The organism is Mycoplasmopsis californica, from assembly GCF_000695835.1.
In the GTDB taxonomy this organism is placed as follows: domain Bacteria; phylum Bacillota_I; class Bacilli_A; order Mycoplasmatales; family Metamycoplasmataceae; genus Mycoplasmopsis; species Mycoplasmopsis californica.
This window is the reverse complement of the sequence record NZ_CP007521.1, coordinates 276,984-291,602: the sequence shown is the minus strand read 5'-3', so window position 1 is coordinate 291,602 and position 14,619 is coordinate 276,984. Positions and strand designations below refer to the sequence as shown.

Genomic DNA, 14,619 nt, shown 5'->3' with positions numbered 1-14,619 from the left:
GGGTTTATCTCACGCCATTCGATATTAGATATTTATAAAATGGCAAAAGTTCAAGATATTCTTTTGCTGTTTTGTAGTATTTAGTATTTTTTAAATTGTTATCAGCTTCAATTTTAGAATTTGTAAATAGACTAAATTTCATTTTAATTCCTTTTTTCTCCCTACAACAAAATTGTAGCAACTGTAAATAGTGTTTTTAGCCTATCTTTTTTCTTATTCTAAAATGTGGATAAGTACAGCATTTTTAAATTTAATTTCCCTAAATAACTTAAAAATAAGCATTTAGCCAATATAACGCACATTTCTAATGTTGGAAAAACTGTGGATTACAAGAAGAAAATATTGTGGTAATGGAAAAATAAAAAACCACCACAAAGGTGGCGGCGATTTAACATATGGTGCGCAAGGAGGGACTTGAACCCTCACGCCGTGAAGCACTAGAGCCTAAATCTAGCGTGTCTGCCAATTTCACCACTCGCGCATATGGTGCCGGCTATAGGACTCGAACCTACGACCTACTGATTACAAGTCAGTTGCTCTACCAACTGAGCTAAGCCGGCTTATTGCTTGTTTGCTTATCTATTATAGCTTAAATATAAATTTTAAAAAATATTTTTTTAATAATTATAAATTATTCATTCTTAAAGTAAAATACATCCATTTTTTAAGAGGGGCATTTTACTTTAAGAATTTATACTGAACAATCACAAGTGATAGTTGCAATGGTAAGCTTAACACTTATATCATGTAGCATTTCTAAATTTTATTAATTTTTTTATATACTCTCTTTCTTCTGTTGATAGCTTATATTTATCAAAAAGTTGTTCGTCGATTTCTGCTATGAATTTAGACTAGTCTATATCACTTTTGATATCATCGAAATCCGCCATATAATGCATTTGATGATCTAAATTATATTTTCCCCTAGCGGAATATAATCATCTATCCCCCAAATTATATTTTTATATCTAATCAATTCTCTTTTTTAAGACATCAAAAATAATGCTTATCTGTAATGTTAATTACAAAGATAATTGTAATTTAGTGATACCATTTAATCAAAATTAATATTTCTTATAAAGAGCGTATAAAAAACTTATAACTCATAAAATAGGAGTTATAAGTTCAAGCTTAATTACGATTTTTTACTTAGAATAACTAGTGCAGGTTTAATTACTCGGTCATGAAGTAAATATGCCGCTGAATTAACTTTTAATATTGTATTTGCTTCAACATCGTTATTAACCTCAAAATCAAGGACTTTTTGGGTTGAAGGGTCAAAAACCGAACCAATTTCTGGAGAAACTATTTTCAAGCCGTGCGCACCAAAAACATTTTCAATCATACTTAAAACCATTTTAAATCCACCAACATATGTTTGAACTGATGAATCGGGTGTATTTAAACCCGAATCAACAGCTATTTTCAAAGTTGCGTATGGATTGGCGAAGTCTTCAAAGAATTTTTGCATTGCGTATTGCTTAATGCGATCAATTTCCTCTTGTGGAGCAGTAATTCTTTTATTTGCATTGATTTTGTTTGATAGTTCGCGAACCTTAGTGCGTAAAGTATCATTTATTTCTTCTAATGCCACAAATTTTTCGCCCAGCAATTTGAACTCCGACACAGATTCTTCCAATTTTACTTTTAGTTCCTGAATTAACTTATCTTTTTTATCAATTTTTTTATTAATTGAACGCATTGAAAGGTTCAATATATCAAATTTAAGTATTTTATTATTGTATTTTTCGTCAGAATGATTGCTAAAATCAACAATTAAACTATATTTTTTTGATCATCCTTTTTTAGTAATGAAAGCATCGATGTCAGGGTGGATTTGGTTTTCTCCAACAATAAATTCAAAGTTACGGTGTGATAATTCCTTAATAAATTTATCGCCTTCATAAACCTTAATATTTAAATTTAATTTTTGTCCGTTTTCTATTTTATTTGCCATATTTATTCCTTCTCTTTGTCAATAATTAAGTCTTCAAGTAATCTAATCGCAGCTAATGAACGACGATAATCCATTCGATTAGCGCCAACTAGGCTTATCTCTTTAATTTTTGCATCGCCACTGATTTTTTTAGTAATAATTGAGCTATGGTCATCACGAATTGAAATCTTTAAATTCGAATCATCATCCATATCATTTTCAATTGTTTTTCAAATAGATTGATTTTCAATTAAATATAGTATATTTGATAAATCGGGTCGTGAAATATCATTAGCTAGAATAATTTTATCTTTACCATAAACAATGTTTTTGTTTTTTAACTCAAAATCAAAAACATTGTTGACCATACTTTCTAAAATGCTTTCATAGTTTTTTATTTGCATCGCTAATATTGGTGCTAAACTATCAGCAGTCTCTTTTAATTTTAAAATTGGTACATCAATTAGACGTTCTTTAAAGATTCGAATCGCAATCCGTAAATCATTCATATTTGTTCGTCTTAAATCAAGAGAAACAACACGGTGACTAACCTCTCCAAAAGAAGTGACCAACACAACCGTTGCCTCAGCATCACTAAGTGGCACTAATTGAATACTCTTAAGTGTACTCGATTCATTCGTTTCGCTAGTTACCAAGGTGATACCAACTGTATCAGAAATTACTTGACAAGCTTCTTTTACAGTTTCATCAATATTATGTCTTCGGTGAGCAAAAATATCTTTAATTTTTTCTCTCAAAGTTTGTGAATCATGTGGGACTAAATATTTTGCATAGTACAAATATCCTTGTGCAGATGGTATTCTACCACTTGATGTGTGTGTTTTTTCTAAAAATCCTTCTTGCTCTAAATTTTGCATAATATAACGAACTTTTGCGCTTGAAAAATTTATTTTAAAGCGATCAATCAATGCATTAGAACCGATTGGGACGCCTGTTTCAATATATAGTTGAATAATACTTTTTAAAATTATTTTATATTCTTGATTTAAATCGATGCTATTCATAGGTTTATTATATCATAATTCACTTTATAATTTAGCAATGCAAGAATATGAGTGCTAAATTTAATTTTTGCAAATAATTTGAGTTAATTCTAAAAATTAACCTATTTATGCTTGTTTAAGTTGTTTAATTAACTTGATAACGAAAGAATTATTTTAAATAAAAATAAACGCTGTCTAGCGTTTAAATTTTAATTATTATTTTTTAGCTGTTTTTGCAAGACGTTGATTAAATTTATCAATCATACCTGTAGCTTTGGTTTTTGCTCTGTCACCGGTATAAACAACGTGACAACCTGAGCAAACGTCGACAGAAATAGCTGTTTTAGTTGTACCGAATTGAAATTTTGTATTGCAGGTTGAACAAGTAACATCAACGATGTTGTATTGTGGGTGAATATCTTTTCTCATGTTTAGCTCCTAACCTTAATTATTTAGAGTAGAACTCAACAACTAAGTTTTCTTTAATTTCTGGCAATACTTCTGATCTTTCAGGTAAACGGTCAAATTTAGCGTCGAAACCTTTTAAGCTAATTCAAGCTGATGTTTGTTTTGCTTCCAAATTAGCAGTAATTTGTACATTTTTTTGTGATTTTTCTTTAAGAGTAATTGTCTGACCAACTTTAATTGTCATTGATGGAATATTTGCTTTTTTACCATCAACAATAAAATGGTTGTGAGCAACTAATTGACGTGCTTGTCTTCTTGTGTTAGCAAAACCTGAACGATAAACTAAGTTATCTAGGCGAGATTCAAGAAGTTGAATTAAGTTAGTACCTAAAACACCTTTCATTTTAGATGCTCTTTCAAAGAATTTTTTCATTTGTTTTTCAGTTAAACCATAAACAAATTTAACTTTTTGTTTTTCATATAAGTGTAAACCGTAGTCTGACAATTTAACACGTTTATTACCATGTTGGCCTGGTGCATAAGTTCTTTTTTTACCTTTTGAGAACTCTTTACCTGTTTCTAGAATTGAAAAACCATAACGGCGTGATTGTTTAAAAACTGGACCTGTATATCTCATTTTTCCTCTTTCTGCATAAAACATCAAAAGGGATTGTCTCTAATAAAATAATGCTAGTTTAATGATTTCAGTTTGCAGCAACCTTACTTTCAACTCAAATGAACTACCATTAATTATTTATTATGATAATCTGCTGTAATATGCTTTTCAATTATATAATAAAGTTATTTAAATTGAAATTTTTTTAAGAAAATGTATTTTTATTATTTCGCAATTTTTTTATCAATAAAAATTTTAAAATTACTAAATGTTTTTTGTATATATTTCAGTGCTTTTACTCAATCAAATACTGAAAAATGATTTTTGTACTTATAACTCATGCAAAAACGAATTTCAGCTTTTAATTCAAGCTTTTCAAAATCGTAATAAAAAATTATTTGGTGTTTTTTTTCATTTGAAGCCGAAAATAAATAAAATCTATTTCCTTCTCAACATCCTATTATTTTATGTTGAAATTGTTTATTATTCCCCTGCTTGGCAAGATAGTTGCAAAAGCGAATTAATGCGATGTTGTTATACATTTTAATTTTTTTAGTGCGTGTAATTGTTTTTATTCGCCCAAATTGTTGCTCAATTTGTTCGAGCTTAAAATTTAACAAATTATTACGATTAGCATAGGAGTTTAACATCCAAATTAAGCAAGCGAAAAAGTAATAATTATTAATTTCCGTTGAATATTTAGGGTTCGCTATAAAACCCTGGCTGTTGTATGCGAAAACATAGCTTTTATCTAATAATAAATCTTTGTAGGTGTTTTCGTCAAAATATGAGTATTGAACGCTATATTGTTTTAAGAGTTCTTTAATTCTGTATGGTGCGTCAAAAGGAATTAAAACTTTAAATTTTTGTACCTCAAACTTAGCTCTTTTATACTCTTGAAGATAAAAGTCCAAATAGACTAAAGCTAAAGTATGATAATCTAAAAAACGATAGCGATTGTTTACAAAGAAAAATGAATTCATGTGATTTATTTCATCGAAATGAATCACATTAGTTATACCAAGCTTAGAATAAGTTTTTTTGAATAATTTCAGTCTTATTTTCAATCTTTTTACCGAAATTTTACGATTTTTAATCCGATATTCATTAGCATAATTAGTTAATATCTTACGCATAATTTTTAGTGCTTGTTGGTTTCGATGGGTTAATAAACTCATGGTTTTATAACGCGGTTTAATGTCCACAAAAGGTTTTAAAATTTCCTCTTTACCTGCCAAAATATTGACATAACCTTCAAAATCTAACCTAACTAATGGTTGAGCGCTAAACTTAAAATTAAATGGTTTATTTTGAATATATATTTGATAGATATTATTTAGACTTTCAGAATTTAAAGGTTTTAAATCCTTGTTGTAAAGATGCACTCTAACTAATGAATTTGTTGAATCAACCGTTATCTTAAATAAATAATCCAATTTGTGTAGCTTCATAGCATATTCATCAACCATAAAAGGAGTTGAAGTTGGCGTATCAAACTCATAAATTGTGTGGCCACTGTATTGCAAAAATTTAGCAAACTTTGAGATATATTGACTTTGACTAAAACCCTGTAAAGAAATTAAAATATTGCTCTTAGAATCGATATTTTGATTAATCGCTTGTGCTAATAATAAAAAAGAATTTGTTGATACAGGATTTTTTTCAGTTATATCATAAAAGACAAATGAATTAGCAATTCTTGCAATTTTATCTTTTAAAAAATCCATTTTACCCTGCATTGCAAACTCCTTAAATTAATGTTAATATCTTAATTGTGTGTGTTTATTTCAGTATTTTCAGTGCTTTTCTCCTCTATTTCAGCATTGTTTTTAATAACTTCAACACCTTTAATATGTTCATTATTTTTAAGATTAATGATCTTAACACCTTTTGAATTTCTGCCTATCTCACTAATTTGTGACACAGGAATTCTGATTGTTAGTCCACCTGAAGTAATAATTAATAACTCATCATCTTGATTTACAAAACGAGAAAACACAATTTTGCCAGCTGATGAGGCTTTAATGCCGATAACTCCCTTAGCACCCCTCTTAACAAGTCTAAATTCATCATGGTGGGTTAATTTACCGTATCCTAAGGCACCGATTGTTAAAACATAATCACCTTCATTATTGCTTGAAGCTGAAATAACCTCTTCATCTTCACCTAAATTTATTCCTTTAACACCTGTCGCCGTTCGTGAAAGCGGTCTGAAATCACTTGAAAGAAACTTCACAACCCGATCATTATTGTTTGCTAAAATAACAATCGCTTCTTCATCAATAATCATTGCTCGAACTAATTCATCGCCATCTTGCAATTTAAAAGCATATTTTCCACTGGCGTGGATAGTTGAGTATTCGCTAAGTTTAGTTTTTTTAATAATTCCATGTTTAGTTGACGTAAATAAGTAGCGACTGCTATCATAGTCATCAATTGGTAAAATTGAAATAATTTTTTCATTTTCTTTAACATTTAGGGAAGGTACAAGATTAATAAATGGCACCCCTTTTGATTGGCGAGACATTTCCGGAACTTCGTGCGCTCTAATTCTATAAACGCGTGCGTGATTAGAAAATAACAATAAATCTGTATGAGTTGAACAAGTTACAAGCGATGCAACATCATCATCTTCATAAGTTTTCATCGTAGTTATTCCAACACCACCACGGCGTTGCAATTTATATTCGTTCAAGTCAATTCTTTTTACATAGCCTTTGGTTGAGGTTGTTATAACCACATTTCTTTGTGGAATCAAATCCTCATCTGTGATTTTAGCCCCTAACTCCAAATTAATTTGGCTCCGACGTGAATCAGAATATTTTTCTTTTATTTCTTTTAATTCAGAAATAATCAATTCAATTAATTTATCACGATCGGCTAAAATTGATTCAATATATTGAATTTCAGCGATAAGTGTATTCATTTCAGTTATCATGTTTTCAATTGCTAAGCCAGTTAAACGACCTAAACGCATGTCAACTATTGCCTTCGTTTGTCTTTCACTCAGTGAAAAACGCTCACCTAAACTTTTTTGTGCTTCAGCATCATTTTTAGATTTTTTAATTATTGCAATGACCTCATCAATATTTTCAACAGCAATTTTTAAACCTTCTAAAACGTGAAGTTTGTCTTTGGCTTTTTCTAAATCGAATTTCAGTCTTCTTGTAACAACTTCTTCTTGATGTTTTAAATATACTTCGATAGCTTGCTTAACATTCAATAATTTAGGTTCGCCATCCACCAAGGCAACAAAGTTAACTCCGTAATTGACTTGTAGATTAGTTTGGCGATACAGCTTATTTAATAAAACGTGCGGATTTATATTTCTTTTTACATCAATTACAATTCTAATCCCCTCACGGTTTGTTTCATCACGTAAATCAGAAATTCCCTCAACAACTTTATCTTTAACTAATTCAGCAATTTTTTCAATAATTGCTGTTTTCTTAATTTCGTATGGTATTTCAGTCACGATAATACGACTACGACCGTTCGCAAATTCTTCAACACGAGCCACTGAGCGAATAGTAATTGATCCACGACCTGTGCTATAAGCATCTTTAATTCCTGAGTTACCAACAATTATTGCTCCTGTCGGGAAATCGGGGCCAGGCATGTGATGCATAATTTCATCAATTGTAATGTCAGGGTTTTTTGCAACTGCAATTGTTGCATCAATTGCTTCGACTAAATTATGAGGTGGTATATTTGTGGCCATACCAACCGCAATCCCTGAACCTCCGGTAACTAGCAAGTTTGGAAAACGAGATGGCAAAACAACCGGTTCTTTTTCGCTGGCGTCATAGTTATCCACAAAATTAACTGTGTCTTTTTTAATTCCTTCAAGCATTTCAGAAGCAACTTTTGACATTCTTGCCTCTGTATAACGCATTGCTGCGGCACCATCGCCGTCAATTGAGCCAAAATTACCATGACCATCCACTAGTGGATAACGCATCGAAAAATCTTGGGCCATACGAACCATAGCCTCATAAACCGAAGAATCTCCGTGAGGGTGATATTTACCTAAAACATCACCAACTATACGAGCACTCTTGCGATGTTGTGAGTTGTGTGTAATCCCTAACTCACTCATATCAAAAAGAATACGCCGATGAACAGGTTTTAAACCATCTCTTGCGTCAGGCAATGCCCGTGCCACAATAACACTCATTGCATACTCTAGAAATGAATTTTTCATCTCTTTATCAATTTGCACCGGATGTAGACCTTCTTGTGGAGCATCAATAATTTGACTTTGAACTACATAATCCTCTTTATTCTGCGGTATTTCTTCTTCATCATCATTTGTTTCAGTTTGCGCCGTTTCATTTTTAAACGCAACAAACAACTCTTCTTCAGGAAGAAATTCTTCATTTAACTCTTCAGTACCTAAGGTATCAAGTTCCTTTTCCAATGATTTTTTTTCTAAATCTTTTTCTTTTGGCATGACAACTCCATTTAAATTTAAATATTTAATATTAATATTATACTAATAATTAAAAATTTTATTCCTTAATAATGCAAAATAAATAATAGTACAAAAATATTAGGAAATATTTGAACAAAATACACACAAAATCTATTGAAAACGTCAAAAATATCTCCAAGAATATTAACAAATTTAACTAAATCTAAGTAAAAATGATAAAAAGAGCATTATTATGAGAACAAATTGACAAAATCTATTCATAATAGGTTCATTTGTTATAATTTTATAGACAAGGGTGCTACTTTTTGTGGCTGAGAACATACCTATTAGCAGATCACGGTAATTCGTGCGTTGCTAGGTCCAGTTTTATATTCCTTGTCAAAGGAGTATTTTTTATATGAAAATTAACAAAAAAATAATAACTATATTATCTGCTTTGACACTTGGTACCGGAGGAATATTTGTTGCAGCTTCATGTTCTAATGATGCTCCAACTAATAGAAAGCCTCAGGACACCACACCAACAGACCAAATTCGCGAAAATATCAAAAAAGCATGAGACACTAAAATTACTATTACAAATGCTTGGGTGAATCCAGGATTTTTAGCTGAAGACGGCAAACCTCAAACCCAAATCCAAAAAACTTTTTTAACAACTTTAGCGTCTCGTTTTAATAAATTAAAAAATGAAGATGAATTAACAAAAGATCTTCCCGATGTGTCTTTTGATATAAAAATTGATTATGATAAATCAAAATACTATTCAACACTTGAAAATGACAATTCAGAAAAAGACATTTTTATCGCAAACTACGCAACTTATCTTAATGAATTATATGAGGGAGATAAGCTAAAAGACAAATTTCCTTTCAAATTCGTTGCACAAAGTGCAACTCTTAAATTTACTTGACAAAGCCAAGATACCGATTTTTATACTGATGGATTAAAAGATGATAAATTAAGAATTGCAGCTGAAAAAAATAATCAAAAATGAGTTAAAGAAACCGGTTTTGAATATCCAGACTGAGATAAAGCAAAAGCTGCTAAAAAGGTTGAATTTGACGGTTCCAAATACTCAACTTTTTATGAAAAAGACAAGCTTACATATGTTTATCACGGTGCAATCTTAATTGCCGGCGATAAAGAAAAAAGAGACCAAATAATTAAAGATTGAGAAGAAAAAAATTGAGAAAAATTCATTTCTCACGGAATAGTTTATAGAAAAAAAGATAGTGCGGGCGGTTACAAATATCAAGCAGCACTTCTAGCACGCCACTTTGGTAAAACATTAAAAGATGTTAATGAGTACTTGCAATCTCAAAATGAAAACATAATTATTGGAAAAACTAAAGATCAGCTAGGTAAGGCTAATTCAAACGGAAAAACTGCACATATCGGTTTTGACGATGAAGGCGCCTACAACTGAACTGAACACAATGCTATTTCAAATAATTATAAACCTACCGGATTTATGAGCTCGAAGCCATATGACGATCCAACAAATAAAGTTATACGGACACTAACTCTAACTAACCCCGCTCCATATGATGTTGTTTTAGGTCGTAAAGGTTTATCAGAAAAACAAGCTGAGCTAATTGGTAAAGCTCTTGAATCTTTATCACTAAAAGAAAACACGTATGGAATTTACACCGGATATAATAAATTCAAGCAACTAAACTATGAGCAATTTAGAAAATTCGCTCAACTTCAAGCACAAGCCGAAAGCAAACAAAATTTAGTTAAAGAAATACCACAAATTCAATAGTATGAATAAAAATATAATTGAGTTAAATTCAGTAAATTTACAGTATAAAACTAGTCAAAATTCAGTATTAAGTAATCTTAATTTACAAATCCAACCAGGCGAAATGGTTGCGGTTGTTGGTCCCAGTGGTATTGGGAAAAGCACTCTATTCAAAGCTCTGGTAAGGGCAGTTAATGTTCAAAATGGGACAATTAAACTTTTTGGTAAAAACATTTATGATTGCGACCGAAATCAATGAAAAAAAATAATAAAAAAAATTGGCTTCCTAACACAAAAACCAAACCTTATTAATACAGAAGATGTTTATGATAACATCAAAAGAAATTATGTAGATTACAAAAATTTTATCTTTAAGATTTTTAGCATAATTGCTAATGATCAAAAAATAAAAATATTTGAAATACTAGACTCTCTAGGGATTCTAGATAAAGCTTTTTATCGCGTTAGCGAACTTAGCGGAGGGCAACAACAAAGAATAGAAATTGCTAAATTACTTATACGTGATGTAGATATCGTTTTAGCTGATGAGCCAACTTCAAATCTTGATAATCAAACCAGTGAAGAAGTACTGACATTACTGAAAAAAATGAATAAAATGCAAAAAACAATTCTTGTGATAACACATGACCTCAGTTTTATTAAAACACATTTTAATCGTGTAATAGTAATTAATAATTCAACTATTACAATCGATAAAAAAACTAGCGAAATTGAAGAATGAGAACTGAAAAAAGCAATTCAAAAAACAACATAACAAAACGATGAAAAGGTGTTAAGTATTCGTATTGGAACAATAAATCAAATAGCTCTACTTCTTGAAAAATTCATCCAATCTTTAAACATCTTTTAGTTTTGTTTGTTATTGCAATAGTTTTTTGAGCATTTTATGCACAAAGCAGTAACTTCAAATGAAATAACTGGTCTTTAGTCGGACAAAAAATAGTTAAATTATTTCAATTTAAGAATCAAAGTGATTATGTGACGGGATCGTTTAGTGGTGAATACACAAATTTATGAGTTGACAGTTTTAAAGCATTATGAATAAATATTCAAAATGCTTTGACCGGTACATTTATCGGTTTTTTACTCGCTGTATTGACAGCTTATTTATCTTTTAGCAAAGGTTTAAATAAATATATTGCAGTTATATTCAAGTTTCTTTTATTATTTTTAAGAGCTATTCCTGAACTGGTCTTTATTTTAGTTATATCAGGGACTTTTAGATTTGAATTTAGTTTATTGCTTGTTTATTCATGATTCACTTGATTATGATTACACAAATATTATATTGACATACTTGAAAATACTGAAATACGACCATTTTACGTGTCACTGAATCAAGGTAATTCGCCGTTTAAAGCTTTTTTAAAAGAGATATTCCCTCGTGTCAAACATCGCTTTAATGCTCTATTCATTTTTTCATTCGAATCAAACATTCGATGATCTTCAATTCTTGGTACCTTAGGTCTTCCAGGAATCGGCGCTCTTATAAAATATGGCTCTTCATCTACCTCTCTTTTTGCTCAATTAGGCATCCCATTATTAGTGCTTGTGATTTTTGTCGCCATCCTCGAAATTGCTAACATTTTCTTCAAAAAATATCTTTTTGAAGCTAAATCAAGAGAAATAAAAGTTAAACATAAATTCTCTTTTGCAAACTACGAACAATTAAGTAAAATAGTAAATATTCGTAAAATTATCCTTTCGTGTATATATCTTATCTTTGTGGGGATAACTATCTATACACTAGCTACAACTCGATATTTAACTGTTAATGCACACAACACCGTGCAATTCATTAAATATTTATTTAATCCAGATTTTAGTGGCTTTAGTATTTTTTCTAATTTAACAGCTAATAATCCAATATTAATTTTTTGAGAATCCTTTCAATTCAGTACTGCATCATTTGCAATTTGCATAATTTTAACCTTAATTTCAATAAGATTGCAGTCTATAAAACTAAATAAAACTTACTTTGCGTTTTCATTTCGAATGTTAAATGTTTTGATTAGAATTTTACCTACTATTGTCTTTATTTACCTATTTTTACCATTATTCACTTCAGCAATTACAATAATTTTTATTGTAGTCGGAATTCACGAAATGAGCTCGATGTCAAAGCAAATAACTGAGGCAATAGATTCTCTTGACGAAGAAATTATTGCTAATATGCGCTTGCAAGGTTATTCAAATAATGCAATTTATTTTAAATATGTATTACCTTCAATTAAATTCGATCTAATCTCAATGTCGACATTTTATTTTGAATTAATCTTTAGAGCTTCGATTACATATTCTATTTTTTCAGAAAATAAATTAACAATCGGCACCCAAATCACCATTAATATGGACACTAGAAATTTTCATCCCGAAAAAGCTATGACTTATGTTTGAATAGGTACTATCTCGATTTTATTTATTAATTTGAGCAGTTATTTATTACTTAAAAAAATTAAAAAATCATATTAATACTGAAAATATACTCGAAAATATGATTTTAATCAATTATATTAACCACACTCAACAAAAATGGGTGTGTTTTTTTGTTGAGTGAAAAAAATATTTTTTCATATAATTATAATATTAGCATTATATAAATGAGTTGAGGTTACTACTATGATTTCAAATAAAATAAGAACAAGATACGCCCCTAGTCCAACAGGGTATTTGCATATTGGCGGAGCAAGAACTGCACTATTTTCTTTTCTTTTTGCTAAACATTTTAATGGCGATTTTATCTTTAGATTAGAAGATACTGATGTTAAAAGAAACGTTATCGATGGTGAAAGAAGTCAGATTGAAAACCTTGCTTGGTTAGGCATTATTCCTGATGAAAGTCCGCAAAATCCAAATCCAAATTGCGGACCTTATCGTCAAAGTGAAAAATTAAATCGCTATAAAGAAATTGCAAATAAATTAATATCTCTTGGATGTGCTTATAAAGCATATGATACACCCGAAGAATTACAAGCTCAGCATGATGAATCGGATGCTAAAGGTATCCCTTCATTTAAATATGACAGAAATTGACTAAAAATTTCTGAGGAAGAGAGACAAAAAAGAAATGCAAATGGTGCATATTCAATTCGTTTTGCAATGCCACAAAATAATGAATTAGCTTGGAATGACCTAGTTAGAGGAAGTATTTCATTCAATTCTTCCGATATTGGGGATTGAGTTATTATGAAATCAGATGGCTATCCAACATATAATTTTGCTGTCGTTGTAGATGATTTTGATATGGCGATTACACATGTTTTACGCGGGGAAGAACATATTACAAATACCCCAAAACAACTTGTAATTTACAACGCTTTAGGATGGCAACATCCACAGTTTGGTCATTTAACGGTAATTACGAACATGGAAGGAAAAAAACTTTCAAAACGTGATACGTCACTAAAACAATTTATTGAGGACTATCGCAATGAAGGTTACGTGCCGCAAGCTATTTTTAACTTTTTAGCACTTTTGGGTTGAACTGCAGCGGACGCTTCTGAATTAATGACTAAAGAAGAGATTATTAAAAAATTTGAACCTGAACGTCTTTCTAAATCTCCTTCAAAATTTGATATTGTAAAAATGCATTGATTTTCTAAACAATACTTTAAAAATCAGACCACAGATCAACTTGCTACAATGTTAAATATCGATGCAAACGATAATTGAAACAAATTATTTATTGAAACCTTCAAAGAAAGCTGCGGAACTATTTCTGAATTAAGAAACTTTTATAACCAATATAAAGAGCATCATGATAAATGCGATTTTGGATTAAATGACGAAGAAATTAAAGTTGCAAAACACTTTTATAAATTGTTAAAAAATACTGATTTTACTATTGAAAACATTCAAAAAGCGATCAATGAAACAAAAGATGAATTAGGAGTAAGTGGAAAAAAATTATTTATGCCAATTAGAAAAGCTTCAACTTATGCCGAACATGGTCCCGAATTGGCAAAAGCAATCTTTTTATTTGGTGAAGAAGTTGTTTTAAAAAGATTAAATAAATGATAATTAAATTTAAATCAATCGCCCTACAAAACGGCCAAGAACATATCGCTAATTTTAAAGCTGAAGCTGAATTTTATAGTGAAACTATCGAACAAGATGGTGAAAAAATTGATTACAAAATAATTTCTTTTTCTGACCCTGACAACAATCTAAAAACAAAAATTGAATTAAATCCCAAAAGCATAAATATTAACAATAATGTCGCTACCGTCCAGTTAAGACTCAAAAAAACGCACAATAAAACTGTGGTATACAACCCTCACGGAGAATTAAGATTTAAAAGCTATTTATATAAAACTAAATTCCGCGACAATGTATTTAACTTTGAATACGAACTACTCACTCAGGATAATGATCCAATAGGTACTTTTAAAATCGATATTGAATTAGTAGATTAAAAATCAAGCCAACTAAACTGGCTTGATTTTTTTCAAAAAA

General features: G+C 30.2%; 12 protein-coding genes and 2 tRNA genes. 5 read left to right on the top strand and 9 right to left on the bottom strand.

Annotation, left to right across the window (positions count from 1 at the left end):
- Positions 1-4 precede the first annotated feature (4 nt).
- The 9 genes from MCFN_RS03545 to gyrA form a co-directional block, all read right to left on the bottom strand.
- Complete coding sequence (locus tag MCFN_RS03545; protein WP_158419985.1) at positions 5-142, bottom strand: hypothetical protein; 138 nt, start codon at positions 140-142, stop codon at positions 5-7.
- A gap of 254 nt (positions 143-396) precedes the next feature.
- Positions 397-481: transfer RNA gene (locus MCFN_RS01255), tRNA-Leu, on the bottom strand.
- Between the two features lie 3 nt (positions 482-484).
- Positions 485-560, bottom strand: a tRNA-Thr gene (locus MCFN_RS01250).
- A gap of 575 nt (positions 561-1,135) precedes the next feature.
- Positions 1,136-1,957: a nucleotide exchange factor GrpE gene (locus tag MCFN_RS01245; protein ID WP_051604552.1), complete on the bottom strand. Its 822-nt coding sequence runs from the start codon at positions 1,955-1,957 to the stop codon at positions 1,136-1,138.
- 2 nt (positions 1,958-1,959) lie between these two features.
- Positions 1,960-2,961: a heat-inducible transcriptional repressor HrcA gene (hrcA, locus tag MCFN_RS01240; RefSeq protein WP_038561420.1), complete on the bottom strand. Its 1,002-nt coding sequence runs from the start codon at positions 2,959-2,961 to the stop codon at positions 1,960-1,962.
- A 195-nt stretch (positions 2,962-3,156) separates the two neighbouring features.
- The gene (gene rpmE, locus MCFN_RS01235; RefSeq protein WP_038561418.1) at positions 3,157-3,369 is read right to left on the bottom strand and encodes a 50S ribosomal protein L31; all 213 of its coding nucleotides are present in this window, start codon (positions 3,367-3,369) and stop codon (positions 3,157-3,159) included.
- Positions 3,370-3,388: 19 nt separating this feature from the next.
- Positions 3,389-3,985 (bottom strand): 30S ribosomal protein S4, encoded by a 597-nt coding sequence (rpsD, locus tag MCFN_RS01230; RefSeq protein ID WP_038561415.1) that lies wholly within the window; start codon positions 3,983-3,985, stop codon positions 3,389-3,391.
- 203 nt (positions 3,986-4,188) lie between these two features.
- Positions 4,189-5,703: an MAG5620 family putative phospho-sugar mutase gene (locus MCFN_RS01225; protein WP_038561412.1), complete on the bottom strand. Its 1,515-nt coding sequence runs from the start codon at positions 5,701-5,703 to the stop codon at positions 4,189-4,191.
- Positions 5,704-5,732: 29 nt separating this feature from the next.
- A complete protein-coding gene (gyrA, locus tag MCFN_RS01220) occupies positions 5,733-8,417 on the bottom strand; it encodes a DNA gyrase subunit A (protein WP_038561410.1) in 2,685 nt (894 codons plus the stop codon).
- 379 nt (positions 8,418-8,796) lie between these two features.
- On the opposite strand from gyrA, the gene cypl reads away from it, so the two are divergent.
- The 5 genes from cypl (at position 8,797) to MCFN_RS01195 (ending at position 14,579) form a co-directional block, all read left to right on the top strand.
- Complete coding sequence (gene cypl / locus MCFN_RS01215) at positions 8,797-10,164, top strand: ABC transporter thiamine pyrophosphate-binding lipoprotein p37/Cypl (RefSeq protein WP_051604551.1); 1,368 nt, start codon at positions 8,797-8,799, stop codon at positions 10,162-10,164.
- 1 nt (position 10,165) lies between these two features.
- Positions 10,166-10,918 (top strand): ATP-binding cassette domain-containing protein, encoded by a 753-nt coding sequence (locus MCFN_RS01210; RefSeq protein ID WP_038561404.1) that lies wholly within the window; start codon positions 10,166-10,168, stop codon positions 10,916-10,918.
- Positions 10,882-12,636, top strand: coding sequence for an ABC transporter permease subunit (locus tag MCFN_RS01205; RefSeq protein ID WP_038561402.1), 1,755 nt, complete (start codon positions 10,882-10,884; stop codon positions 12,634-12,636). The genes MCFN_RS01210 and MCFN_RS01205 overlap by 37 nt, the downstream gene beginning before the upstream one ends.
- A gap of 147 nt (positions 12,637-12,783) precedes the next feature.
- On the top strand, positions 12,784-14,184 hold the full coding sequence (gene gltX, locus MCFN_RS01200) for a glutamate--tRNA ligase (RefSeq protein WP_038561399.1): 1,401 nt from the start codon (positions 12,784-12,786) through the stop codon (positions 14,182-14,184).
- Positions 14,178-14,579 (top strand): hypothetical protein, encoded by a 402-nt coding sequence (locus tag MCFN_RS01195; protein ID WP_038561397.1) that lies wholly within the window; start codon positions 14,178-14,180, stop codon positions 14,577-14,579. The genes gltX and MCFN_RS01195 overlap by 7 nt, the downstream gene beginning before the upstream one ends.
- The last annotated feature ends 40 nt before the right edge of the window (positions 14,580-14,619 follow it).